General features: G+C 58.7%; 22 protein-coding genes. 16 read left to right on the plus strand and 6 right to left on the minus strand.

The window, feature by feature from the left end; all coding sequences use genetic code 11:
* Window positions 1-29 precede the first annotated feature (29 nt).
* Complete coding sequence (locus tag AB8846_RS17290; RefSeq protein WP_331411568.1) at window positions 30-1175, plus strand: 3-phenylpropionate MFS transporter; 1146 nt, start codon at window positions 30-32, stop codon at window positions 1173-1175.
* On the opposite strand, the gene csiE is transcribed toward AB8846_RS17290, so the two are convergent.
* Entirely contained in the window at window positions 1170-2447 is a 1278-nt protein-coding gene (gene csiE / locus AB8846_RS17295; protein WP_370733251.1) for a stationary phase inducible protein CsiE, read from the minus strand. The two genes, AB8846_RS17290 and csiE, sit on opposite strands and share 6 nt — an antisense overlap.
* Window positions 2448-2572: 125 nt before the next feature.
* Here csiE and AB8846_RS17300 point away from each other — a divergent pair, with 125 nt between their 5' ends.
* Both AB8846_RS17300 and AB8846_RS17305 read left to right on the plus strand, forming a co-directional pair.
* Window positions 2573-3211: a DUF1007 family protein gene (locus AB8846_RS17300; protein WP_370733252.1), complete on the plus strand. Its 639-nt coding sequence runs from the start codon at window positions 2573-2575 to the stop codon at window positions 3209-3211.
* The gene (locus AB8846_RS17305; protein WP_370733253.1) at window positions 3202-4182 is read left to right on the plus strand and encodes a nickel/cobalt transporter; all 981 of its coding nucleotides are present in this window, start codon (window positions 3202-3204) and stop codon (window positions 4180-4182) included. Before AB8846_RS17300 ends, AB8846_RS17305 begins: the two co-directional genes overlap by 10 nt.
* Before the next feature lie 59 nt (window positions 4183-4241).
* On the opposite strand, the gene suhB is transcribed toward AB8846_RS17305, so the two are convergent.
* Complete coding sequence (gene suhB / locus AB8846_RS17310; RefSeq protein ID WP_028014077.1) at window positions 4242-5045, minus strand: inositol-1-monophosphatase; 804 nt, start codon at window positions 5043-5045, stop codon at window positions 4242-4244.
* Window positions 5046-5176: 131 nt separating this feature from the next.
* Here suhB and trmJ point away from each other — a divergent pair, with 131 nt between their 5' ends.
* The 11 genes from trmJ to sseB all read left to right on the plus strand — a co-directional run bounded on the left by trmJ (window position 5177) and on the right by sseB (window position 13914).
* A complete protein-coding gene (gene trmJ / locus AB8846_RS17315; protein ID WP_023333041.1) occupies window positions 5177-5902 on the plus strand; it encodes a tRNA (cytosine(32)/uridine(32)-2'-O)-methyltransferase TrmJ in 726 nt (241 codons plus the stop codon).
* A 219-nt stretch (window positions 5903-6121) separates the two neighbouring features.
* Window positions 6122-6613 carry a Fe-S cluster assembly transcriptional regulator IscR gene (gene iscR / locus AB8846_RS17320; protein WP_024908641.1) on the plus strand — a complete coding sequence of 164 codons (492 nt, stop codon included), beginning with the start codon at window positions 6122-6124 and terminating at the stop codon, window positions 6611-6613.
* 119 nt (window positions 6614-6732) lie between these two features.
* Window positions 6733-7947: a cysteine desulfurase gene (gene iscS, locus AB8846_RS17325; RefSeq protein ID WP_008502157.1), complete on the plus strand. Its 1215-nt coding sequence runs from the start codon at window positions 6733-6735 to the stop codon at window positions 7945-7947.
* Window positions 7948-7971: 24 nt separating this feature from the next.
* The gene (gene iscU / locus AB8846_RS17330) at window positions 7972-8358 is read left to right on the plus strand and encodes a Fe-S cluster assembly scaffold IscU (RefSeq protein ID WP_003860661.1); all 387 of its coding nucleotides are present in this window, start codon (window positions 7972-7974) and stop codon (window positions 8356-8358) included.
* 13 nt (window positions 8359-8371) lie between these two features.
* Window positions 8372-8695, plus strand: a complete 324-nt coding sequence (iscA, locus tag AB8846_RS17335; protein WP_003860659.1) for an iron-sulfur cluster assembly protein IscA — start codon at window positions 8372-8374, stop codon at window positions 8693-8695.
* A gap of 79 nt (window positions 8696-8774) precedes the next feature.
* Window positions 8775-9290: a co-chaperone HscB gene (hscB, locus tag AB8846_RS17340; protein WP_370733254.1), complete on the plus strand. Its 516-nt coding sequence runs from the start codon at window positions 8775-8777 to the stop codon at window positions 9288-9290.
* 14 nt (window positions 9291-9304) lie between these two features.
* Entirely contained in the window at window positions 9305-11155 is a 1851-nt protein-coding gene (gene hscA / locus AB8846_RS17345; RefSeq protein WP_370733255.1) for a Fe-S protein assembly chaperone HscA, read from the plus strand.
* A gap of 1 nt (window position 11156) precedes the next feature.
* Window positions 11157-11492 (plus strand): ISC system 2Fe-2S type ferredoxin, encoded by a 336-nt coding sequence (fdx, locus tag AB8846_RS17350; RefSeq protein WP_032659448.1) that lies wholly within the window; start codon window positions 11157-11159, stop codon window positions 11490-11492.
* A gap of 1 nt (window position 11493) precedes the next feature.
* Entirely contained in the window at window positions 11494-11694 is a 201-nt protein-coding gene (iscX, locus tag AB8846_RS17355; protein ID WP_003860650.1) for a Fe-S cluster assembly protein IscX, read from the plus strand.
* A gap of 60 nt (window positions 11695-11754) precedes the next feature.
* Entirely contained in the window at window positions 11755-13041 is a 1287-nt protein-coding gene (gene pepB / locus AB8846_RS17360) for an aminopeptidase PepB (RefSeq protein ID WP_047060761.1), read from the plus strand.
* Between the two features lie 96 nt (window positions 13042-13137).
* Window positions 13138-13914, plus strand: a complete 777-nt coding sequence (gene sseB / locus AB8846_RS17365) for an enhanced serine sensitivity protein SseB (RefSeq protein ID WP_370733256.1) — start codon at window positions 13138-13140, stop codon at window positions 13912-13914.
* A 17-nt stretch (window positions 13915-13931) separates the two neighbouring features.
* Here the strand turns inward: sseB and AB8846_RS17370 are convergent, their stop codons facing one another.
* The 4 genes from AB8846_RS17370 to AB8846_RS17385 form a co-directional block, all read right to left on the minus strand.
* A complete protein-coding gene (locus AB8846_RS17370) occupies window positions 13932-14702 on the minus strand; it encodes a MurR/RpiR family transcriptional regulator (RefSeq protein ID WP_047652683.1) in 771 nt (256 codons plus the stop codon).
* Entirely contained in the window at window positions 14702-15547 is an 846-nt protein-coding gene (sseA, locus tag AB8846_RS17375) for a 3-mercaptopyruvate sulfurtransferase (protein WP_370733258.1), read from the minus strand. The genes AB8846_RS17370 and sseA overlap by 1 nt, the downstream gene beginning before the upstream one ends.
* Window positions 15548-15637: 90 nt before the next feature.
* Complete coding sequence (locus AB8846_RS17380) at window positions 15638-17005, minus strand: 6-phospho-alpha-glucosidase (protein ID WP_370733259.1); 1368 nt, start codon at window positions 17003-17005, stop codon at window positions 15638-15640.
* Between the two features lie 12 nt (window positions 17006-17017).
* The gene (locus AB8846_RS17385; protein WP_370733260.1) at window positions 17018-18562 is read right to left on the minus strand and encodes a PTS transporter subunit EIIC; all 1545 of its coding nucleotides are present in this window, start codon (window positions 18560-18562) and stop codon (window positions 17018-17020) included.
* Between the two features lie 286 nt (window positions 18563-18848).
* Here AB8846_RS17385 and AB8846_RS17390 point away from each other — a divergent pair, with 286 nt between their 5' ends.
* Complete coding sequence (locus AB8846_RS17390; protein WP_370733261.1) at window positions 18849-23801, plus strand: alpha-2-macroglobulin; 4953 nt, start codon at window positions 18849-18851, stop codon at window positions 23799-23801.
* Between the two features lies 1 nt (window position 23802).
* Complete coding sequence (gene pbpC / locus AB8846_RS17395; RefSeq protein ID WP_370733262.1) at window positions 23803-26130, plus strand: peptidoglycan glycosyltransferase PbpC; 2328 nt, start codon at window positions 23803-23805, stop codon at window positions 26128-26130.
* Window positions 26131-26206: the final 76 nt, after the last annotated feature.

A 26206-nucleotide genomic window follows, 5' to 3' on the forward strand; every position in this document is an offset into this window, starting at 1 on the left:
GACTATGGCCTCGATTTCGGGAGGGATTCATGGTCTTGCATTCCACGCGCTGGCTGGCGCTCAGTTATTTCACCTATTTCTTTAGCTACGGTATTTTTCTGCCCTTCTGGAGCGTCTGGCTCAAGGGTATCGGCCTGACCCCCGAGACCATCGGCGTCCTGCTGGGGGCCGGGCTGGTGGCGCGTTTCCTCGGCAGCCTGCTGATTGCCCCGCGCGTTAGCGATCCCTCTCTACTGATCAAGGCTGTGCGCATTCTGGCTCTGCTGACGCTGGTCTTTGTTGCCTGCTTCTGGGTCAGCCACCAGTTTGCCTGGCTGATGGTGGTAATGGTCGGCTTTAACCTGTTCTTCTCACCGCTGGTACCGCTGACGGATGCCCTGGCGAACACCTGGCAAAAGCAGATCACCATGGACTATGGGCGCGTGCGCCTGTGGGGCTCTATTGCCTTTGTGATTGGCTCCGCGCTGGTGGGTAAACTGGTCAGCCTTTACGATTACCACGCCATTCTCGCCCTGCTGAGTATCGGTATTGCCTCAATGCTGCTGGGCATGCTGCTGCGGCCGTCGATAATGCCGCAAGGGGAAAGCCGCCATCAGGAGAGCGCCGGCTGGCCCGCCTGGCGGAGCCTGGTAGCACAAAGCTGGCGTTTTCTGGCGTGTGTCTGTCTGCTTCAGGGGGCGCATGCGGCGTACTATGGGTTCAGCGCCATCTACTGGCAGGGGGCGGGATACTCTGCTTCCGCAGTGGGCTATCTGTGGTCGCTGGGCGTGGTGGCCGAAGTCATTATCTTCGCCCTGAGCAAGAAGCTATTCCGTCGCTTTGGCGCGCGTGACCTGCTGCTGCTTTCCGCCGTGTGCGGCGTGGCGCGCTGGGGCATTATGGGCTGGACGACCGATCTGCCGTGGCTGATAGTGGCGCAAATTCTTCACTGCGGCACCTTTACCGTATGTCATCTGGCGGCGATGCGCTATATCGCTGCGCGCGAGGGCGGGGACGTTATTCGCCTGCAGGCCGTCTATTCGGCGGTCGCAATGGGGGGCAGTATCGCGATCATGACGGTCTTTGCGGGGTTCCTCTACCAGCACCTGGGACATGGCGTCTTCTGGGTGATGGCGCTTGTCGCCTTACCCGCTATCGTTGTTCGCCCTAAAGTGGCCGCTCGCGCGTCGCTATGATTCCAGCATGGCGCGAATATGTTCTTGCTGCTGCGCGTTCAATGTCTCAACGGCATGGATCAGCGGCGGCGAGAACAGCGGCAGGGCAGTAGGGTAGGGGGTGATAACCAGCACGGCCTCGCGCGGTGCCCCCTCTTTCTGGAAAGCCTGCAGCGTTAGATAGCGAATGTTAAGCGGCAGCAGCGTCAGCTCGCGAAGCTGCTGTTCAATCAGATCCTCGCTGGCTTTATCGTCTCCCGTCAGCAGGATCACCTGTTTTTCATGCAGATCTGTCTCCTGCATCAGCCAGGCACCGAAAATCACCGCGACAAGGCTCATCTCTTCATCAGAAAAACGCAGCCCAAATTCTGCCTCCAGCTCAAACAGTGCTTCCTTCGTGGTGCGTAACAGCCGGGGATAGAGACGATGGATCTCCTCCGGCAGGCTCGTGTCGATGCCAATCTCAAACAGCGAGCGGTCCAGCGCCTGAGCAAGATGGATATACAGCTGATCGGTCAGCCCTTGCTCGTCGCTGAAGTTCATCCCGGTCTGCGAGCGAAAACGGGCGACCATGCGCACGATGGCCCGGCGCAAGCGCTGATCCTGCTGGTGTTTGTCGAGCACCGGATCGGGCGTGCGGAGCATCATAAACAGCAGCGCCAGAAACAGCTGTTCATCCCCATGTGCACCCTGTGGGACGCGCCGTCTCCAGTGACGCACGATCTCCTGGGCCGTGAAATATTCCCCTCTCGACTGGGTCCAGCTGCGCTGAACGTGAGAAAACTGTGGCGTGTTCCCGAGCTGGTGCTGAATAAGACAGTATTGTAAATAGAGCTGTAAAAACTGGACGTCGCGGCATTCAAACTGACGCTGGAGCTTGCGTGAGCAGAAGCCGATCAGCGCCCGCAGGTTCGCATCGTCGTAAAGCGGCCGCGCAATGCCGTGTTGTTTAAGCGCGGTTTTTAATGCGGGGGTAAACTGGTGCGAGACAAACTGCGGGCAAAGCCGCAGCGCCCGGCGCAGCCAGTGCAGCAGGCATAAACGCTGATTCAGGGCCGAGCCTTCAATCCGGTAGCAGCCGTCGTGGTGCGTGACGATATCCAGCCGGTGATAGCGCTGGATTTCATCGCGCGTCTCGGCTATATCTTGCCGTGCCATTGCGTCGTCCACCCCGTTGGCAGCAATGATGCTCTGTGCGGTGACGGCAGCATCGGGCAGGTAAAGCATCAAAAGCACCTGGCAGCGGCGCTGCGAACTGGAAAGCACAGATGGAATTTCAAGCGTCGTCATCATCTGTCGGGTATCCAGTGTGAATGTTTGATAAGAATAGCTAAAGGATGAGCGCTGAAAAGCGCGCCGGCAGGCCTTTCACTCAGGATTGCTGGGGAACATCACAGAATTTTTGACGTGAGGAATTGATGCAAACAGTTAAACAAAGTGCGATGGCGTTATTTTTGGCGGCGATCGGCTTCACCGTCAGCGCACACCCTCACAGTTTTATTGACCTCCAGACGGAGCTGGTCACCGACGGCACGCAGCTGAGCGGCCTGAAGATGCGCTGGACGATGGATGAAATCACCTCGGCCGATCTGCTCTACGATGCGGGAAACGCGAAGCCCGGCGACGAAATCTGGAAAAAGCTGGCGGCAGAAGTGATGGCCAACGTGCTCGGCCAGCACTACTTCACGGAATTCTGGCGCAACGGGCAGAAGGTCAAATTTCTTAACCGGCCAACGGAATACGGTATGACGCGTGACGGGCATCAGGCGGTGCTGACGTTCGTGCTTCCTCTGGCGCATCCGCAGCCGCTGGCGGGGCAAACGTACCGCTTTTCCACCTTTGACCCAACCTACTATGTCGACATGCGCTATGACAAAGACAGCGACGTACGGCTGCCGGACGCTCTGCAAAAAAACTGCAAAATTGGCGTGCACACCCCGAAGCCCAGCGAAGAGACGCTGAACTTTGCGGTCTCGCTTGATAAAGAAGATGCACCGCCTGAGGACATGGAGTTGGGTAAACAGTTCGCGCAGGAGGTGACCTTACAATGTCAGTGATCTCCTCTCCGGTTCGGAAACCGCGCCGCTGGCTTCAACTTTGGCCGCTGGCGATCTTTTTGCTGTTCGCCGTTTGCGGCGCGCTGTGGCTGTGGCAGGCCTGGCCGCAGGTCATGATGAAAAGCATTGTCTGGCAGCGTGAGGTCAACCAGCAGATGAGCGGTCTGCTGAAGGCGGTGGCGGAGAACCCGACCAAAGCGGGAGGTTCCCTGCTGGCGTTCAGCTTTATCTATGGCGTTCTGCACGCGCTGGGGCCGGGGCACGGCAAAATCGTGATCACGACCTGGCTTGCCACACATCCGTCGAAGCTGAAATCGAGTATTGGCCTGACGCTGGCCTCCTCGCTGCTTCAGGGCGGCGTGGCGATTGCGCTCGTCGTGGTCGTGCTTTCGCTGTTACAGCTTCCCGCACGCCAGCTGCACATGAGCAGCTTCTGGCTGGAGAAGGGGAGCTACGCGCTGGTGGGCGTGCTGGGGCTGATCCTCTGCTGGAGGGCGCTGAAAAAGCTGCGCGTGCTGCTGCAAAAACCGAAATTCAAAACCTTTACGCCGCACCACGTTCATGATGAAAACTGCGGCTGCGGGCATCAGCATTTGCCCACGCAGGAACAGTTGCAGAACGGCGACGACTGGCGCGCGCGGCTGATGATTATTCTCTCGATGGGCATGCGCCCGTGTTCGGGTGCCATCATGGTGCTGCTGTTCAGTAAGGTGATTGGCGTGTTCGGCTGGGGAATGCTGTCTGCGCTGGCGATGGCGGCAGGAACGTCTCTCACCATTTCGTCGTTAGCGCTGCTGGTACACAGCTTCCGTCAGCTGGCGGTCAAACTCAGCGGCAATAAAACGCCGGTATTGTGGCGACAGGTAGGGTGGACAACGCTTGCGCTGGCGGGCGGGGTGATTCTGCTGGTAGCGGCGGTGACGATGTGGATGAGCGCGGTGCCGGTGGGAAGGGGGTTGCGGCCTTTCTAGCGTACTGAAGGATTTTGTAGGCCCGGTAAGCGTAGCGCCACCGGGCTTAACAAACTGGATTAACGCTTCAGCGCATCGCTCAGTTCATCACGCATGTTTGCCAGCATGGCTTTAACAACGCGTGGGTTACCTGCAACGATGTTGCCAGTGGTCATGTAGTTGTGGCCGCCGGTGAAGTCGCAAACAATCGCGCCAGCTTCACGTGCGATCAGCTCGCCCGCAGCAAAGTCCCAAGGCTTCAGTGACAGCTCGAAGTAACCGTCAACGCGGCCGGTCGCCACGTAGGCCAGATCCAGCGCAGCAGAACCGGTGCGGCGGAAGTCCGCGCATTCGGTGAACAGTTTGCCCAGGATATTCATATAGGTGGTCGCGTGCTGTTTCGCCTTGAAGGGGAAACCGGTCGCCAGGATGGTGCCGTCCAGATCGCGTGCGTTGCTGCAGCGCAGACGGTAGCCGTTCAGCTGTGCGCCCTGACCGCGGGTAGCGGTGAACAGTTCGTTACGCATTGGATCGTAAACAACGGCGACTTCAGTACGGCCTTTAATGCGTACTGCGATAGACACAGAGAAGTGTGGCAGGCGTTTGACGAAGTTGGTGGTGCCATCCAGTGGATCGATAACCCATTGAACATCCTGATCGGTACCTTCATGTTCACCGCTTTCTTCGGTGATGATGGTGTGCTGCGGGTAAGATTTGCGGATCGTTTCGATAATAATCGCTTCTGCGGCTTTATCGACGTTAGTCACGAAATCATTGCTGCCTTTCTGGCTGGTTTCTACGGAGTCTGGCGTTTCGTAGTGTTTGGCAATTACATTACCCGCCTTGCGCGCTGCGCGCACGGCGATGGTCAGCATCGGATGCATCGGTCTCTCTCACTGGATGTTAAAGAACAGGAAAATCGGCGCAGAGTATAGCAGTGGGATCGGATTATGTCTCCCGTTTATGATAATATGCCGGAATATTCTTCAGACGCTGAATTCAGACATTAAAAATTATGCTGCAAAACATTCGAATCGTGCTGGTCGAAACCTCGCACACCGGCAACATGGGCTCCGTTGCCCGCGCTATGAAAACCATGGGATTAACAAACCTGTGGCTGGTTAACCCGCTGGTGAAACCAGACTCGCAGGCCATCGCCCTGGCAGCCGGTGCCAGCGACGTGATCGGTAACGCCCAGATCGTCGACACCCTTGACGAAGCGCTGGCCGGCTGCAGCCTCGTTGTTGGCACGAGCGCGCGTTCACGCACGCTGCCGTGGCCGATGCTGGACCCGCGCGAATGCGGCCTGAAAAGCGTCTCAGAAGCGGAGCAGGCGCCGGTTGCGCTGGTGTTTGGCCGCGAGCGCGTTGGCCTGACCAACGACGAGCTGCAGAAGTGCCACTATCACGTTGCCATCGCGGCTAACCCGGAATACAGCTCGCTGAACCTGGCGATGGCGGTGCAGGTTATCGCCTATGAAGTGCGTATGGCATGGCTGGCGACGCAGGAGAAACCGGTCGAACCGAAAGAAGAGACGGCCTACCCGCTGGTGGACGATCTTGAGCGCTTCTACGGTCACCTGGAGCAGACGCTGCTTTCAACCGGCTTTATCCGTGAAGGCCACCCGGGCCAGGTAATGAACAAGCTGCGCCGTATGTTTACCCGCGCGCGCCCGGAAAGCCAGGAGCTGAACATCCTGCGCGGAATTCTGGCGTCGATTGAGCAGAAGAATAAGGAATAGTGCCGGTTTGTTTTCTCCCTCTCCCCGTGGGAGAGGGCCGGGGTGAGGGCATCAGGCCGCACCCAGGTAAAACGGCACGGAAGGTTAAATACCTGACTAAAACAGTCAAGTAAATAGTTGACCATTTTAGTCAGGAATGTCAGACTTGGCCCTGCTATGCAATACCCCATTTTACTATAAAAAACCCCGGGCAGGGGCGAGTTTGAGGTTAAGTAAGACATGAGACTGACATCTAAAGGGCGTTATGCCGTGACCGCGATGCTGGACGTTGCGCTCAACTCCGAAGCGGGCCCGGTTCCGTTGGCTGATATTTCTGAACGACAAGGGATCTCCCTCTCTTATCTGGAACAGCTGTTCTCCAGACTGCGTAAAAATGGACTGGTTTCCAGCGTTCGTGGCCCAGGCGGCGGTTATCTGCTGGGTAAAGACGCGGGCAGTATTGCGGTTGGCGAAGTGATTAGCGCAGTTGACGAATCCGTTGACGCGACCCGTTGCCAGGGTAAAGGCGGCTGTCAGGGCGGCGATAAATGCCTGACCCACGCGCTGTGGCGCGATCTGAGCGACCGTCTGACCGGCTTCCTGAACAACATCACCCTCGGTGAGCTGGTGAATAACCAGGAAGTTCTGGACGTATCAGGCCGTCAGCACAGCCAGGATTCCCAACGCAGCACCCGCGCGCAGGACGCTATCGACGTCAAACTGCGCGCATAATAAAAAGATAAGTATTTCAGAATCAGGCCGGGGCGAGAACTCGCCCCGCGTACTCGGTCGTACATCCAGCCGGTTGCCTGATTCCTTGCATTGAAGCGATGTACGGAGTTTATAGAGCAATGAAATTACCGATTTATCTCGATTACTCCGCAACCACGCCGGTGGACCCGCGTGTTGCCGAGAAAATGATGCAGTGTCTGACCCTGGACGGAAACTTTGGTAACCCAGCTTCCCGTTCACACCGTTTTGGCTGGCATGCTGAAGAGGCGGTCGATATCGCCCGTAATCAGATTGCTGACCTGGTGGGCGCCGACCCGCGTGAGATTGTTTTCACCTCCGGTGCGACCGAATCCGACAACCTGGCGATCAAAGGTGCAGCCAACTTTTATCAGAAAAAAGGCAAGCACATCATCACCAGCAAAACCGAACACAAAGCCGTGCTGGACACCTGCCGTCAGCTGGAGCGCGAAGGGTACGAAGTGACCTATCTCGCGCCACAGAGCAACGGTATTATTGACCTCAAAGAGCTCGAAGCGGCCATGCGTGATGACACCATTCTGGTTTCCATCATGCACGTCAACAACGAAATCGGCGTAGTACAGGACATCGCGACCATCGGCGAAATGTGCCGCGCGCGCGGTATCATCTACCACGTAGACGCGACCCAGAGCGTGGGCAAACTGCCTATCGACCTGAGCCAGCTGAAAGTAGATCTGATGTCCTTCTCCGGCCACAAAATCTATGGCCCGAAAGGGATCGGCGCGCTGTACGTTCGTCGTAAGCCACGTATCCGCATCGAAGCACAGATGCACGGCGGCGGTCACGAGCGCGGCATGCGTTCCGGCACGCTGCCTGTTCACCAGATCGTGGGCATGGGCGAAGCGTACCGCATTGCAAAAGAAGAGATGGAAACCGAGATGGCGCGCCTGCGCACGCTGCGCAACCGTCTGTGGGACGGCGTGAAAGATATGGAAGAAGTGTATCTGAACGGCGATCTTGAGCAGGGCGCACCCAACATCCTCAACGTGAGCTTCAACTATGTTGAAGGCGAATCGCTGATCATGGCGCTGAAAGACCTGGCCGTTTCTTCCGGTTCTGCCTGTACGTCTGCAAGCCTGGAGCCATCCTACGTGCTGCGCGCGCTGGGTATGACCGACGAGCTGGCACACAGCTCTATCCGTTTCTCTTTAGGTCGTTTCACTACCGAAGAAGAGATTGACTACACCATCAAGCTGGTTCGCAACTCCATCGGCCGTCTGCGCGACCTTTCTCCACTGTGGGAAATGTTCAAGCAGGGCGTGGATCTGAACAGCATTGAATGGTCACATCACTAATCGGTACATAAGGAGAATTCAATCATGGCATACAGCGAAAAAGTCATCGATCATTACGAGAACCCGCGCAACGTTGGCTCTTTTGACAACAGCGACGAATCTGTCGGTAGCGGCATGGTTGGCGCACCGGCGTGTGGCGACGTGATGAAGTTGCAGATTAAAGTCAACAATGAAGGTATCATTGAAGACGCGCGCTTCAAGACCTACGGCTGCGGTTCTGCTATCGCGTCCAGCTCCCTGGTCACCGAATGGGTGAAGGGCAAGTCTCTGGACGAAGCACAGGCAATTAAGAACACGGACATTGCTGAAGAACTCGAACTGCCACCGGTGAAAATTCACTGTTCAATTCTGGCAGAAGACGCGATCAAAGCCGCCATTGCGGATTACAAAAGCAAACGTGAAGCAAAATAATTGAGGTTTGAGTATGTCGATTACCCTTAGCGACAGCGCTGCCGCGCGAGTAAGCTCTTTTCTGGCGAACCGTGGTAAAGGCTTTGGCCTGCGACTGGGCGTACGTACCTCCGGCTGTTCTGGTATGGCTTACGTACTGGAGTTTGTTGATGAACCGGCGTCTGACGACACCGTGTTTGAAGACAAGGGCGTGAAGGTGGTGGTCGATGGCAAAAGCCTGCAATTCCTCAACGGCACTCAGCTGGACTTCGTTAAAGAAGGCCTGAACGAAGGGTTCAAATTCACGAACCCGAACGTCAAAGATGAGTGTGGTTGCGGCGAAAGCTTCCACGTTTAACCGCGCGTCATCCGAAACCCCACCGTGGCGTACCTGCTGCGCGTGGGGTTTGTTCTAACAGGCTACCCCTGAGATTGTTATGGATTACTTCACTCTCTTCGGACTACCCGCTCAATACCCGATTGATCTCCAGGCGCTGACGATCCGCTTTCAGGATCTGCAGCGTCAGTATCATCCGGATAAATTCGCCAGTGGTACTCAGTCAGAGCAACTGGCTGCGGTTTCCCAATCTGCGACCATCAACCAGGCCTGGCAGACGCTGCGCCATCCGCTGAGCCGTGCCGAGTACCTGCTTTCACTGCACGGTTTCGACCTGGCGAGCGAACAGCATACCGTGCGCGACACCGCGTTTCTGATGGAACAGCTGGAGCTTCGCGAAGAGCTGGATGAGATTGAACAGGCCAAAGACGAAGCGCGTCTGGAAAGCTTCATCGCGCGCGTGAAGGGCATGTTCGATACCCGCCATCAGCAGATGGTGGAGCAACTGAACAACGAGACCTGGGACGTGGCGGCAGATACTGTGCGCAAACTCCGTTTTCTCGATAAACTGCGAAGCAGTGCTGAACAACTCGAAGAAAAGCTGCTCGATTTTTAATTTCGGAAGCAATTATGGCCTTATTACAAATTAGTGAGCCTGGCTTAAGTGCCGCACCGCACCAGCGTCGTCTGGCGGTGGGTATTGATCTGGGCACCACCAATTCCCTCGTGGCGACCGTGCGTAGCGGCCAGGCGGAAACGCTGGCTGACGAGCAGGGCCGCCATCTGCTGCCTTCCGTGGTCCACTACCAGCAGCAGGGTCACGCGGTCGGCTATGACGCCCGCGCCAACGCCGCGCGCGATCCGGCCAACACCATCAGCTCCGTGAAGCGCATGATGGGCCGCTCGCTGGCCGATATCCAGACCCGCTACCCGCATCTCCCTTATCAACTTCAGGCCAGTGAAAACGGCCTGCCGATGATCGCGACGGCGGCTGGCCTGCTGAACCCGATTCGTGTTTCTGCTGACATCCTCAAAGCGCTGGCGGCGCGCGCGACGGCGACCCTTGGTGGCGATCTGGACGGCGTGGTCATTACCGTTCCGGCCTATTTTGACGACGCACAGCGCCAGGGCACCAAAGACGCAGCGCGTCTGGCGGGCCTGCACGTGCTGCGCCTGCTGAACGAACCGACGGCGGCGGCGATTGCCTACGGCCTCGACTCCGGTCAGGAAGGGGTGATTGCGGTTTACGACCTCGGCGGCGGCACCTTTGATATCTCCATCCTGCGCTTAAGCCGCGGGGTGTTTGAAGTGCTGGCGACCGGCGGGGATTCCGCGCTGGGCGGCGATGACTTCGACCATCTGCTGGCGGATTACATTCGCGAGCAGGCGGGCATCAGCGATCGCAGCGATGCGCGCGTGCAGCGTGAGCTGCTGGATGCGGCCATCGACGCCAAAATCGCCCTGAGCGATGCGCAGACGGTTACCGTCAATGTTGCTGGCTGGCAGGGTGACATCACCCGCGACCAGTTCAACGATCTGATTGCCCCGCTGGTGAAACGCACCCTGCTGGCCTGCCGTCGCGCGTTGAAAGATGCGGGCGTTGAGGCGAGCGAGGTGCTGGAAGCGGTCATGGTGGGCGGCTCGACCCGCGTGCCGCTGGTGCGCGAGCGCGTGGGCGAATTCTTTGGCCGCACGCCCCTGACCTCCATTGACCCGGATAAAGTGGTTGCCGTGGGCGCTGCAATCCAGGCCGATATTCTGGTCGGCAACAAGCCGGACAGCGAAATGCTGCTGCTGGACGTCATCCCGCTGTCGCTGGGGTTAGAAACCATGGGCGGCCTGGTGGAGAAAGTGATCCCGCGTAACACCACCATTCCGGTGGCGCGCGCGCAGGAGTTCACTACCTTCAAAGACGGTCAGACCGCGATGTCCATCCACGTGATGCAGGGCGAACGCGAGCTGGTGCAGGACTGCCGCTCTCTGGCGCGCTTTGCGCTGCGCGGTATTCCGGCGCTGCCTGCGGGCGGGGCGCATATTCGCGTCACCTTCCAGGTGGATGCGGACGGCCTGCTGAGCGTCACGGCGATGGAAAAATCCACCGGCGTGGAGTCGTCCATCCAGGTGAAGCCGTCCTACGGCCTGACCGATGGCGAAATCGCCTCCATGATTCAGGACTCAATGAGCTACGCCGAGCAGGATGTGAAGGCGCGTATGCTGGCTGAACAAAAAGTTGAAGCCGCCCGCGTGCTGGAAAGCCTGAACGGCGCGCTTGCTGCCGATGCCGCGCTGTTAAGCGCCGCTGAGCGCCAGGTGATTGACGATGCTGCCGCGCGCTTGAGCGCTGTGGCCGAAGGCAATGACGCTGACGCAATAGAAGAAGCCATTAAAAACGTTGATAAACAAACCCAGGACTTTGCTGCTCGCCGCATGGACAAATCTGTCCGCGTCGCGCTGAAAGGCCAGTCCGTGGACGAGGTTTAATATGCCAAAGATTGTAATTTTGCCTCATGCGGACCTCTGTCCGGATGGCGCTGTTCTGGAAGCGAAGACCGGTGAAACCATTCTCGATGTTGCCCTGCGTGCAGGTATCGAAGTGGAACACGCCTGTGAAAAATCCTGTGCCTGCACCACCTGCCACTGCATCGTGCGTGAAGGATTCGACTCTCTCGCCGAGAGCACCGAAGACGAAGACGACATGCTGGATAAAGCATGGGGTCTGGAGCCAGACAGCCGCCTGAGCTGCCAGGCCACGGTGACCGATGAAGATCTGGTCGTGGAATTCCCACGCTACACCATCAACCACGCACGCGAGCATTGATATGGGACTGAAGTGGACAGACAGCCGTGAAATCGGCGAAGCGCTCTACGACGCGAACCCGGATCTCGATCCGAAGACCGTACGATTCACCGACATGCACCAGTGGATCTGCGATTTAGAGGATTTCGACGACGATCCAAACGCATCCAATGAAAAAATTCTGGAGGCGATTCTGTTAGTCTGGTTAGATGAAGCAGAATAAATAACATAACGGGCTGCCTTCAGGCGGCCCGTTTGCTAGTTGCTAATAAGGAAAAATAAAATGACCGAAGCGATGAAGATTACGCTCTCGAATCAGCCTGCCGACGCGCGCTGGGGCGAGAAAGCCACCTACAGCATTAATAACGACGGCATTACCCTGCACCTGACGGGCAAAGATGATACCGGCCTGATCCAGCGCGCCGCCCGCAAAATTGACGGCCTGGGCATTAAGCATGTCTCCCTGGAAGGCGAAGGCTGGGACACCGACCGCAGCTGGGCATTCTGGGCAGGCTACAAAGGCCCGAAAGGCACCCGCAAAATCGAGTGGGCCAACCTTGATGAAGCCGGCCAGAAAGAGCTGGAAAGCCGCCTGCAAATCATCGACTGGGTGCGCGACACCATCAACGCCCCGGCGGAAGAGCTCGGTCCGGAACAGCTGGCGCAGCGCGCGGTTGACCTGCTGTGCGGCGTGGCGGGCGAGAAAATGTCCTACCGCATCACCAAAGGTGAAGACCTGCGCGAGCAGAACTACATGGGTATCCACACCGTGGGCCGTGGTTCTGAGCGTCCTCCGGTCCTGCTGGCGCTGGATTACAACCCAACCGGCGATAAAGCCGCGCCGGTCTTTGCCTGCCTGGTCGGGAAAGGCATCACCTTCGACACCGGCGGCTACAGCCTGAAGCAGAGCGCATTCATGGACTCCATGAAGTCCGACATGGGCGGCGCGGCAACCATCACCGGCGCGCTGGCGTTTGCCATCACCCGCGGCCTGAACAAGCGCGTGAAGCTGTATCTGTGCTGCGCCGACAACATGGTGAGCGGTAACGCCTTCAAGCTGGGCGACATCATTCGCTATCGCAACGGCAAAAACGTCGAAGTGATGAACACCGACGCCGAAGGCCGTCTGGTGCTGGCCGATGGCCTGATCGACGCCTCTGCCCAGAAGCCGGAGCTGATTATCGACATGGCGACCCTGACCGGCGCGGCGAAAACGGCGCTGGGTAACGACTACCATGCGCTGTTCAGCTTCGACGACAAGCTGGCCGCTCGCCTGCTGGCAAGCGCCGCTGCGGAAAACGAGCCGTTCTGGCGTCTGCCGCTGGCCGAGTTCCACCGCAGCCAGCTGCCGTCCAACTTTGCCGAGCTGAACAACACCGCGAGCGCGGCTTACCCGGCGGGGGCAAGCACCGCAGCAGGCTTCCTGTCCCACTTCGTTGAGAATTATCACGAAGGCTGGCTGCACATCGACTGCTCCGCAACGTACCGTAAAGCGGCGGTTGAGCAATGGTCCGCGGGCGCGACCGGTCTGGGCGTGCGTACCGTGGCGAACCTGCTTACGGCGGAGTAATCGTCATTGCCCGGCGGCGCTGCGCTTGCACGGGCCTACGGTTTTGTAGGCCGGGTAAGCGAAGCGCCACCCGGCGTTTTTAGAAGTAGCGAAACTATGTCAGAAACCAAAAACGAATTAGAAACCCTGCTGGAGCAGGCGGCGACCGAGCCCGCCCACCGTCCGGCATTTTTCCGCACGCTGCTGGAGTCCACCGTCTGGGTGCCGGGCACCGCGGCGGAAGGTGAGCAGGTTGTCGAAGACAGCGCGCTGGATCTGCTGCACTGGGAGAAAGACGACGGCACTTCGGTGATCCCGTTCTTCACCTCGCTGGAAGCCCTGCAGAAAGCGGTAGAAGACGAACAGGCGTTCGTGGTGATGCCGGTGCGTACCCTGTTTGAAATGACGCTGGGCCAGACGCTGTTCCTCAACGCTAAATTGCCGACCGGGAAAGAGTTCACGCCGCGCGAAATCAGCCACCTGATAGGTGAAGAGGGCAACCCGCTCAGCACCCAGGAAGTGCTGGAAGGGGGCGAAACGCTGCTGCTGTCTGAAGTGGCCGAGCCGCCCGCGCAGATGATTGACTCCCTGACCACGTTGTTTAAAACCATCAAGCCGGTGAGACGTGCGTTTCTCTGCTCCATTAAAGAGCGCGCGGACGAACATCCGATACTGCTGATTGGTATTGAGGCGGACGGCGATATCGACGAGATCGTTCAGGCGGCGGGAAGCGTGGCGACCGACACGCTGCCGGGAGATGAACCGATTGATATCTGCCAGGTAAAGAACGGTGAGAAGGGCATCAGCCACTTTATTACCGAGCACATCACGCCGTTCTACGAACGTCGCTGGGGCGGCTTCCTTCGCGATCTCAAAACTAACCGCATCATCTGATTACGGCGGGGTGAATATCACCCCGTTGCTTCCAGCAGCAGTAAATCCATCAGCAGCACCAGATTCGACTCAAACGACGTCACCCCCGCGGCTTCGGCGGCGAAGTGTACCGCTTCGTCATAGAGGGCAAAGTGCACGTCCGCCATCCCTGCCAGCGTATTGGCCGAGGCGCGGGTAAAGGCGACAATCGTCATTCCGACGTTTTTGGCAATCCGCGCTTTATCCAGCACCTGCTCCGTTTCGCCGCTGCGCGAGACGGCAATAAACACCTGATAGCGGGCGGCGTTGCTGAGGAAAATATTCCGGCTGTCCCCCGGCCCGGAGATAAACGCCGTTTTGCCCAGCACCTGCAGCTTCTTGGTCAGGTATTCCGCAAAAAGATAGGAAAACCCGGCACCGTAGAGAAAGAAGCTCTCTTTCTGGCGCAGCAGGTCGGCAAACTGCTGGCGCTTCTCCTGCGTGACCCACTGGAAGGTGTGCTGATAGTTGGCAATAAACTGATTAAACAGCGCCGGGAGTTCAGGAAGCGACTGCCCCTGAGCGGCAATATGCGGCGTGTCGGAGAGCAACTGCTTGCAGTGCCAGATAAACTCGCTAAAGCCGCTGAACCCCAGCTTCTGGCACAGCCGCATGATGGTGGCGGTAGAAACAAACGTCGCCTGCGCCAGCTCCCGCACCGTGATGTTGCCCACCAGCAGCGGATGCTCCGTGAGGTGGGCGAGGACGCGATACTCCGCGCGGGTCAGCGATGCCCCGCGCGTTAACAGCGTGGCCAGGCGGTTATCCATTATTTCGCGGGTTCGACAGGCAGATCGTCTCGCGCACCCCATTCGCTCCAGGCGCCGTCGTATAGCGTGACGTCGTTCGCGCCGAGCGTGGCGAGCGCCAGGATCGCCACGCAGGCCGTGACGCCGGAGCCGCAGCTGGCAATAATCGGACGATGTAAATCCACGCCTGCCCGATCAAAAATGGCGCGCAGCTCGTCGGTGGTTTTCAGTTCGCCCTCAAACACCAGATCGCCCCACGGCACGTTCAGCGCGCCCGGAATATGGCCGCGCTTCAGCCCCGGACGCGGTTCATCCGCTTCGGCATTGAAGCGCGGAGCAGGACGGGCATCGACGATTTGCGCTGTGTTTTCATGGCTAACGACCAGTACGTCGGTCAGGCGTTTCACCACGTGCGCGTCGAACGTGGCATCGAATTCGCCTTCCGGCAGCGTCACGTCGCCCTGCTGAAGGGGCAGCTCGTCACGCTTCCATCCCGCCAGCCCGCCCGCCAGAATCGAGACTTTTTCCACGCCGAAGTTTTTCAGCATCCACCACGCGCGCGGCGCCGAGAAGAGGTTTCCTTCGTCATAAACAACGAGGTGTTTGTCTTTGCTGACGCCCAGCTCGCGCATCGCCACGGAAAATGCTTCCGGGCGCGGCAGCATGTGCGGCAGGGGAGAGTTGCGATCGGAGAGGGCTTCGATATCAAAAAATACCGCGCCAGGCAGGTGCCCTGCGCGGTATTCACCGGGCACGTCGCGATGCTCTTGCCCCGGCGGGGCCATACGCGCGTCAATAATCTGAACTTCCGGATCGTCGCCGTGCTCAATCAGCCAGTCGGCGGCGACAAAATATGAGGTGGACATGGGTTGCCTCCATTCTTTTCCGTAAAAAAGGATTGTCGGTGTTTTTTCTGACACCGACAAGCAAACCACGTTCAACTCGCGAGCAAGCCCCTATTTTTTCACCGGTTCGCCGTCCTGCCAGGCTTTTTGCAGCGCAGGCCAGTAGTCGCGGTTGGCCTCGATCATCTCATCCAGAATCGCCTTCGCGTGTTCCATGGTCGGCACGGTGCGGTTGAGGGTGAACGCCTGCAGGGCTTTTTCATAGCTCCCTTCGATTGTCGCTTCCACCAGCAGCTGTTCAGAGGCGAGCTGCTGTTGCAAAAGGGTCTGATGGAACAGCGGCACCTGGCCGACGCGGATCGGTTCCGGACCTTCGGAGGTAATATAAGCGGGGATTTCCACCACGGCATCGTACGGCAGGTTGGCGATCGCCCCGCGGTTTTCCACCATCACCAGATGGCGGCTCCGCAGGTTAAAGGCCAGCGAGCAGGCGACATCGACGATAAACTCGCCGTGAACGCCCACGTGGAAGGCATCCGGCAGGATCCCGGTGCGCTTATATTCTTCGGCTGCGGCGAACAGCTTTTTCTCGCGCCCGTCCATCACTTCATTGGCGCGGGTATAGTCCGGGTTCTGATGCTCCACAATCTGGTTCGGCATCAGGTAGTACTGCAGATACGGGTTCGGCAGATACTCCGGGAAGTTGTCCATGATTGGCTTAATGTTGCGCCAGGTCTTCACCCAGGAGGGATCGGAATGCTGCGGGTCGGTTTTGGCCGCATCTTCCGTCAGCAGGCCAAACTTCGCGATATGCTTACGCAGCTCGGGCAGCTTGTCTTCGCCGTCCACCAGTACGCGGGTAAACCAGCCGAAGTGGTTCAGGCCGAAGTAGTCCACCTCCAGCCTGCGGCGATCGACCCCCAGAATGGCGCCCATATTGCGCATCGCGGCCACCGGCATATCGCAGATGTTCAGCACGCGCGCGTTTGGTCGCAGGCGGCGCACGCCCTCCGCGACGATCGCCGCCGGGTTGGAGTAGTTCACAATCCAGGCTTTTTCATGCGCGTAGCGATCGACCAGATCGATAAGCTCCACCATCGGCAGGATCGTGCGCAGTCCGTACGCCAGCCCGCCGGGTCCGCACGTTTCCTGGCCGACCACGCCGTGACGCAGCGGGATCTTCTCATCCTGCTCGCGCATTTTATACTGTCCGACGCGCATCTGGGCGAAGACGAAATGCGCGCCGCTGAAGGCCACTTCCGGATCGCTGGTGACGGTAAATTTGATGCTCTGACTGTGGTCGCGAATAACCTTCTCGACGACGGGCGCAATGGTGTTCTGACGCGCCTCGTCGATGTCATAGAGGCGGATTTCGGCCAGCGGGAAATCCTGCAGGCGCACCATCAGGCTTTTGACAATACCCGGCGTGTAGGTGCTGCCGCCGCCGGCAATCGACAGAATAAAGGGGGGTGTAAACATCTTTAGCTCCTTTCAGAGAAACGTCTCAACGGCTTCTCGCATTTTTTTGACGTGCAGCCCGTAGACCACCTGAACGTTGTTACCTTGTTTGATAATCCCTTTCGCGCCGGTCGCCTTCAGCAGCGGCTCGTCGATGATGGCGACGTCCTTCACCGTGACGCGTAAGCGGGTGTAGCAGTTATCCACCACTTCAATATTTTCCCGGCCGCCCAGCCCCGCCACGATGGATTCGCCCAGCCCGTCGTTATTGCCTTTGGCCTGGTACTCCTGCTTGCTGTAGAGGCGCGTCTCCTTATCGTCATCCTCACGGCCTGGCGTCTTCATGTTGAAGCGCAGGATCAGGAAGCGGAACACCACGAAGTAGAGGGCAAACATGATCAGCCCGACCACGATGTACATCGGCCAGTTGGACTTCTGCGTGCCGAGCGGCAGGTTGTAAAGGATGAAGTCAATAATCCCGTTGGCGCCGATGGCGTGAACGCCCAGCAGCGAGAACAGCATCATGCCGATGCCGGTCAGCACCGCGTGCACCACGAAGAGCAGCGGGGCGACGAACAGGAAGGAGAACTCAATCGGCTCGGTCACGCCGACCAGCAGCGAGGTTAGTGCCGCCGGGATCAGAATCGCTTTCGCAATGGCTTTACGCTCCGGCTTTGCGGTCATATACATCGCCAGCGCGGCGGCAGGCAGGCCGAACATCTTGCTGATGCCGCGCGCGTCCCATACCACGGTGCTGCTGAGCTGCTTCACGTCCGGGCAGGCCATCTCGGCGAAGTAGATATTGCGCGCGCCCTGATAGGTTGCGCCGCACACCTCCTGCGTGCCGCCCAGCTCGGTATAAAGGAACGGCGTATAAACCAGATGGTGCAGGCCGGTGGGGACCAGAATGCGTTCCAGGAAACCGTAGATTGCCACGCCAAACGGCCCGGAGCCTTTGATGGCCAGCGCCAGGGCGCTAATGCTGTGTTGGGCAAACGGCCACAGTTCACTCATCACCACGCCGAGCAGCATGGAGACGGGGAGCATGACGATAGCGACAAAACAGTGGCCGGAGTAAATCGCCATCGCGCCGTTAAACTGTACGCCGGAGTATTTGTTGTACAGATAGCCGGAGAGCGCCCCGGTCAGGATCCCGGCAAAGACACCCATCTCCAGCACCTGCACGCCCAGCACCATGGTCTGCCCGGCCGCTTTCATCTGGGCTGCTGGCGCCAGCGCGCCCTGCAGCTGTAGCGTGACGTTCATGGCGTTGATGAACACGACAAAGGTCACCAGCCCAATTAGCGCGGCATAGCCTTTATCGCGCGTCGCCAGGCCAATCGGGATCCCGACGGCAAACACCAGCGCCAGGTTCACCAGCACCGAGACGGCAGATTTCGCGATAAGCTGACCAATATGCTGAATCAGGGGATGGCCAAGAAACGGCAGGTATTCAGCGAGATTACCGTTACCCAGCACGTTACCAAAGGCGATAAACAGACCGACGATCGGTAAGATAAGTACCGGTCCATACAATGATTTTCCGAAATTTTGTAGGGCGTTCACGGCTCGTTTCATGGCTTTCTCTCTTTTTGAACCGCGCACTCGGGGTGCGTCATGGTCATAAAACTAGCAGTCTTCAGGCACACTTATCCATCTATCTTCTTGTTTTAAAAACAAATGACGTGAAAGGTAACATGTGACGTTATGTGCTGTGATCGCGGTTCCATCACGACGTAGCGGCGTGATGCCATTCTGCGAGGCGCTTTCCAGATTCTAAAATTGGACTTTTTGAATTAATGAAACTTGCGGATAATACTTATCCGGACGACGACCAACAGGCTCCATGGGCCAGGGACAAAGGATGAAACCGTTTCGCTTAGCCGCGCTCTCTCTTGCGCTGCTTACCACGTTTACGCTTGTCGGCTGTGATAACAGCGACGATAAATCTCAGGCTGCGGCTCCCGCGGCATCCACCGCATCAACACCGAAAGTCGCGGAAAAACCCAGTGCAGAAACGCTGGCTAAACTGGCTGCTCAGAGTCAGGGAAAAGCGCTGACGCTGCTGGATACCTCAGAAGTTCAGCTCGACGGTGCCGCCACGCTGGTGCTGACCTTTTCTGTTCCGCTGAATCCCGATCAGGATTTCGCGAAAACCGTGCATGTCGTGGATAAGAAAAGCGGCAAGGTTGACGGGGCGTGGGAACTTGCGCCTAACCTGAAAGAGCTTCGCCTGCGCCATCTGGAGCCTAACCGCAACCTGGTCGTCACCGTTGAACGTGGTCTGCAGGCGCTGAACAAGGCGACGTTCGGCATTGATTATGAAAAAGCCCTGACCACCCGGGACGTTGAACCCACTGTCGGTTTTGCCAGCCGCGGCTCGCTGCTGCCGGGCAAAGTGGTGGAAGGTCTGCCGGTGATGGCGCTCAACGTCAACAATGTTGATGTTAACTTTTACCGCGTTAAGCCTGAATCGCTGGCCTCCCTTGTCAGCCAGTGGGAGTACCGTAACTCGCTGACAAACTGGGAATCCGACAATCTGCTGAAGATGGCGGAGCTGGTTTACACCGGTCGATTCGATCTTAATCCGGCGCGCAATACGCGCGAAAAATTGCTGTTGCCTCTGAAGGATATTAAACCGCTCCAGCAGTCTGGCGTTTATATCGCGGTCATGAACCAGGCAGGGCACTACAACTACAGCAACGCCGCGACGCTCTTTACCTTAAGCGATATTGGACTGTCTGCTCACCGTTATCACAACCGCCTGGACATCTTCACCCAGAGTCTGGAAAACGGTGCGGCGCAGTCCGGCGTGACCGTCACCCTGCTGAATGACAAAGGCCAGACGCTTGCCGAAGCAAACAGCGATGCCGACGGCCATGCGAAGCTTGAAACCGACAAAGAGGCCGCGCTGATCCTGGCCAGTAAAGATGGCCAGACCACGCTGCTCGATCTCAAGCTACCGGCCCTCGACCTGGCGGAGTTTGATATCGCAGGGAGCCCGGGCTACAGCAAGCAATTCTTCATGTTTGGCCCGCGCGATCTCTACCGCCCGGGTGAAACGGTGATCCTCAACGGTCTCCTGCGCGACAGTGACGGTAAGCCACTTCCGGATCAGCCTGTGAAGCTTGACGTGCTGCGTCCGGATGGACAGGTCGCGCGTACGATTGTCGTCAAGCCAGAGAACGGTCTCTATCGCTTTAACTATCCGCTGGACAGCGGGGCGCAGACCGGTATGTGGCATATCCGCGCCAACACGGGCGATAACCTGCAGCGCCTCTGGGACTTCCACGTCGAAGACTTCATGCCAGAGCGTATGGCGCTCAACCTGAGCGGACAAAAAACGCCGGTTTCACCGCAGGATAACGTGGACTTTGACGTGGTGGGTTATTACCTGTATGGCGCCCCGGCCAACGGTAATTCTCTACAGGGCCAGCTTTTCCTGCGTCCTCTGCGTGACGCGGTGGCTGCGCTGCCGGGCTTCCAGTTTGGCGATATCGCCGAGGAGAACCTGAGCCGCAGTCTGGATGAAGTTCAGCTTACGCTTGACGAGCAGGGGCGTGGACAGGTTTCTACCGAAAGCCAGTGGAAAGAGGTGCACTCTCCGCTGCAGCTGATCCTGCAGGCCAGCCTGCTGGAGTCCGGCGGCCGTTCGGTGACGCGTCGCGCTGAGCAGGCCATCTGGCCGGCGGCTGAGCTGCCGGGTATTCGCCCTCAGTTCGCCAGTAAAGCCGTTTACGACTACCGCACCGATACCACCGTCAACCAGCCGATTGTTGACGAGAACGGCAACGCCAGCTTCGACATCGTTTACGCTGATGCCAGCGGCGCGAAAAAAGCGGTGTCCGGTTTGCAGGTTCGCCTGATCCGCGAGCGCCGTGACTACTTCTGGAACTGGTCTGAGAGCGAAGGCTGGCAGTCTCAGTTCGATCAGAAAGACCTGGTTGAAGGCGAGCAGGAGCTGACGCTCAAGGCCGACGAGACGGGTAAAGTTACCTTCCCGGTGGAGTGGGGCTCATATCGTCTGGAGGTTAAAGCGCCTGATGAGATGGTCAGCAGCGTGCGCTTCTGGGCGGGGTATAGCTGGCAGGATAACAGCGACGGCACCGGGGCTGCGCGCCCTGACCGCGTGACGCTGAAGCTGGATAAGCCAGCCTATCAGCCTGGCGACACCATCAACCTGCACATTGCAGCGCCGGCAGCAGGTAAGGGCTATGCGATGATCGAGTCCAGCGAAGGGCCGCTGTGGTGGAAAGAGATCGACGTACCGGCAAACGGGCTTGATCTCGCTATCCCGGTCGACAAAGCATGGAAACGTCACGATCTCTACCTGAGTACGCTGGTGGTACGTCCTGGGGATAAATCCAAATCCGCCACGCCGAAGCGCGCGGTCGGCCTGCTGCACCTGCCGATGGGCGACGAAAATCGCCGCCTGAATATTGCGCTCGATAACCCGCTGAAGATGCGTCCAAACCAGACGCTCTCGGTGAAGGTGAAAGCCAGCGTGAAAGAGGGTGCGGTGCCGCAGAAAGTGAACGTTCTGGTCTCGGCGGTGGACAGCGGCGTGCTGAACATCACCGATTACGTTACGCCCGATCCGTGGCAGGCTTTCTTCGGCCAGAAGCGCTACGGCGCGGATATCTACGATATCTACGGCCAGGTCATTGAAGGGCAGGGCCGCCTGGCCGCGCTGCGCTTTGGTGGTGACGGTGATGAGCTGAAGCGCGGCGGCAAACCGCCGGTGAACCACGTCACTATTATTGCCCAGCAGGCACAGCCGGTGACGCTGGATGCCAACGGAGAAGGCACGATTACGCTACCGATTGGTGATTTCAACGGCGAGCTGCGTCTGATGGCGCAGGCCTGGACGGAAGACGATTTTGGCAGCAGTGAAAGCAAGGTTGTGGTGGCCGCGCCGGTCATTACCGAGCTTAATACGCCGCGCTTCCTGGCAAGCGGAGACACCTCGCGGCTGACGTTGGATCTCACCAACCTGACCGACAAGCCACAAACGCTGAACGTCGCCCTGACCGCAACGGGCAAACTGTCTCTGGAGGGCGCACAGCCGCAGCCGGTTCAGCTGTCTCCTGGCGCGCGCAGCACCCTGTTTATCCCGGTGCGTGCGCTGGAAGGTTATGGTGACGGTGAGGTGACCGCTCAGGTGACTGGTCTGCGGCTTCCGGGCGAGACTTTCGCCCCGCAGCAGAAGAGCTGGAAAATCGGCGTGCGTCCGGCGTTCCCGGCGCAGACGGTGAATACCGGTGCCATGCTGAATCCCGGTGAGTCCTGGACCGCACCTGCGCAGCACAGCAACGGTTTCTCTCCTGCCACCCTGCAGGGACAACTGCTGCTGAGCGGCAAACCCCCCCTCAACCTGGCGCGCTATATTCGCGAACTGCAGGCGTATCCGTATGGCTGCCTGGAGCAGACCACCAGTGGCCTGTTCCCGTCGCTCTACACCAACGCGGCGCAGCTTGCTGCACTGGGCATCAAGGGCGACACCGATGACAAGCGCCGTGCAGCGATTGATATTGGCATCTCCCGTCTGCTGCAGATGCAGCGTGAAGACGGTGGTTTTGCGCTGTGGGATAAAAACGGTCCGGAAGAGTACTGGCTGACGGCCTACGTGACCGACTTCCTGGTGCGCGCGGGCGAGCAGGGTTACAGCGTACCTGCCGATGCAGTGAATAACGCCAATAGCCGCCTGCTGCGCTACCTGCAGGACCCGGGCATGATGTCCATTCGCTATAGCGATGATACTCAGGCCAGCAAGTTTGCCGTGCAGGCCTATGCCGCGCTGGTGCTGGCGCGTCAGCAGAAAGCGCCGCTGGGCGCGCTGCGTGAAATCTGGGATCGTCACGGGCAGGCGGCTTCCGGGCTGCCGCTGATGCAGCTGGGCATGGCGCTCAAACTGATGGGCGATGCGCCGCGCAGCCAGCAGGCGCTGGACCTGGCGCTCAAAACGCCGCGTAACGACAGCAAAACCTGGATGGCCGATTACGGCAGCACGCTTCGCGATAACGCGCTGATGCTCTCCCTTCTGGAGGAGTACAAGCTGCTGCCGGATGCGCAAAATACGCTGCTGAATGCGCTGTCTGAAGAGGCCTTCAGCCAGCGCTGGCTGTCAACGCAGGAGAGCAATGCGCTGTTCCTGGCGGGACGTTCGCTGCAAACCTTGTCCGGTACGTGGCAGGCGAAAACGTCTCTGTCTGAGACCGCATCAGGCGGCGATAAGTCACAGGTAGAAAACGTGAGCGGCGACCAGCTTGGCGCGCTGCAGGTAACCAATACCGGAACGACACCGCTGTGGGTACGTCTGGACAGTACGGGTTATCCGGAATATGCCCCTCAGCCGAGCTCGAACGTGCTGCAGGTTGAACGTCATATCCTGGCAACCGACGGCAGCAGTAAATCGCTCTCTTCCCTGAAGAGCGGCGAACTGGTGCTGGTGTGGCTGGAAGTAAAAGCCAGCCAGAACGTGCCGGATGCGCTGGTGGTGGATCTCCTCCCTGCGGGTCTGGAACTGGAAAACCAGAACCTGGCGAGCAGCAGCGCCAGCCTGCAGGATAGCGGCAGTGAGGTACAGAACCTGCTCAGCCAGATGCAGCAGGCGGATATTCAGCATATGGAATTCCGCGATGACCGCTTTGTGGCTGCCGTGCCGGTAAACGAAGGTCAGCCGGTCACGCTGGTTTACCTGGCCCGAGCCGTGACGCCGGGAACCTACCAGGTGCCGGTGCCGATGGTGGAGTCTATGTACGTTCCGCAGTGGCGGGCAACGGGGGCGGCCAGCGGCCCGCTGATTGTTGTTCCATAATATGCGAATGGCACGTCTGACACGCTCCCGCTGGCTATGGCTGGCGGGAGCGCTTCTCGTTTTATGGGGGCTGATTGTCGTCGCCGACCGCCTGTGGCCGTTGCCTCTGAAAGAGGTTAACCCTGCACGGGTGGTGGTGGATGAACAGGGCACGCCGCTGTGGCGCTTTGCGGACAGCGACGGTATCTGGCGCTACCCGGTTACGATTGAAGAGGTCTCTCCCCGTTATCTTGAGGCGCTGATCCAGTACGAAGATCGCTGGTTCTGGGACCATCCTGGCGTAAACCCGCTCTCTGTCCTGCGCGCCGCCTGGCAGGATCTCAGTTCCGGCAAAGTCGTCTCTGGCGGCAGTACGCTGACCATGCAGGTGGCACGCCTGCTGGACCCGCATCCGCGCACCTTTGGCGGCAAAGTTCGTCAGCTCTGGCGGGCGATGCAGCTGGAGTGGCACCTCTCTAAACGCGACATCCTGACGCTCTATCTCAACCGTGCCCCCTTTGGCGGCACGCTGCAGGGCGTCGGAGCTGCAAGCTGGACCTATCTCGGCAAACCGCCGTCGCAGCTCAGCTATTCCGAAGCGGCGCTGCTGGCGGTGCTGCCGCAGGCGCCCAGCCGCTTACGTCCGGACCGCTGGCCTGAGCGGGCCGAAGCGGCGCGCAATAAAGTGCTCGACCGCATGGTCACGCAGGGCGTCTGGTCTGCGAAGCAGGTTAAGGAATCGCGGGAAGAATCGGTATGGCTGGCGCCCCGACAGATGCCGCAGCTGGCACCGCTCTTTGCGCGCATGATGCTCGGTAAAAGCCGCGACACTAAAATAGTCACCACGCTGGATGCCGGGCTACAGCGGCAGCTGGAAGAGCTGGCGATGAACTGGAAATCGCGCCTGCCTGCGCGCAGCTCGCTGGCGATGATCGTCGTGGATCACACCGATATGAAAGTGCGTGGCTGGGTCGGCTCGGTGGATATCAACGATGACACGCGTTTCAGCCATGTGGATATGGTCAATGCGATCCGATCCCCAGGATCGGTGTTGAAGCCCTTTATCTACGGTATGGCGCTTGACGATGGCCTGATCCATCCCGCCTCGCTGCTCCAGGACGTTCCCCGAAAAACCGGTGATTATCGCCCAGGGAATTTTGACAGCGGGTTCCACGGACCGGTCAGCATGAGTGAAGCGCTGGTGCGCTCCCTCAACCTGCCCTCAGTACAGGTACTGGAAGCCTACGGGCCAAAACGGTTTGCCGGGATGCTAAGCAACGCAGGCTTGCCGCTGATCCTGCCCGCGGGGGCGCAGCCGAATCTCTCTCTGATCCTGGGCGGGGCAGGCGCGCGGCTGGCCGATATCGCCGCGGCCTATAGCGCCTTTGCCCGACACGGTAAGGCGGGAAGGCTACGGTTACAGCCGGGCGATCCGCTGATTGAACGTCCGCTGTTATCGCAAGGCTCGGCGTGGATTATTCGTCGTATTCTGGCGAACGAGGCGCAGCCGCTCCCGGATAATGCGCTGCCGCAAATCGCGCCTCTGGCGTGGAAAACCGGCACCAGCTACGGCTACCGTGATGCCTGGGCCATCGGTCTGAATGCCCGTTACGTGATTGGCATCTGGACCGGACGACCGGATGGCACGCCGGTGGCGGGGCAGTTTGGTTTCGCCAGCGCGGTTCCGCTATTAAACCAGGTGAATAACCTGCTTCAGTCACGCTCGACGGTAGACGAAGCCCGCCTGCCGCGCGACCCGCGTCCGGAGAGCGTTGGGCGGGGCGTGATCTGCTGGCCTGGCGGCCAGTCGCTGCCGGAAGGGAGTGAAAACTGTCGGCGTCGCCTGTCGACCTGGCTGCTGGAAGGGAGTGAACCGCCCACGCTGCTATTGCCCGAACAGGAAGGTATACGCGGCATTCGCTTCCCGGTCTGGCTGGATAAAACGGGTAAACGTGTGGCGTCAGATTGCCCTGATGCAGCTGAAAAAGTCCTTGATGTCTGGCCGCTGCCGCTGGAGCCGTGGCTGCCCGCCGCGGAAAAAAGGGCGGCGCGTCTCCCTGCTGCATCAACGGTTTGCCCGCCGCTTGATAACGGCAATATCGCACCGCTTATGCTGTCGGGTGTCAGGGAGGGGGCCGTGCTCAAACATCTTCCGGGTGAGACAAATATAACGCTTTCGCTCTCTACCAGTGGTGGAGAGGGGCAGCGATGGTGGTTTTTAAATGGCGAGCCTTTAGAAGGCCATCATTATAATTATTCACTTAAATTATATTTACCTGGTAAGTATCAATTAATTGTTATGGATGAAACAGGGCAAATGGCGACGGTAAATTTCGAAATGGATTATTAATTAAGCCTGAAGAGTTAGCTTGATAATTATCAATGTTCGTTCTTTCAAAAAATCGAGAATGCGTTTTTATTTGAAG

Origin of the sequence: Enterobacter sp. KB-221C9, from assembly GCF_041320715.1 — a bacterium.
Taxonomy (GTDB): Bacteria; Pseudomonadota; Gammaproteobacteria; order Enterobacterales; family Enterobacteriaceae; genus Enterobacter; species Enterobacter asburiae_D.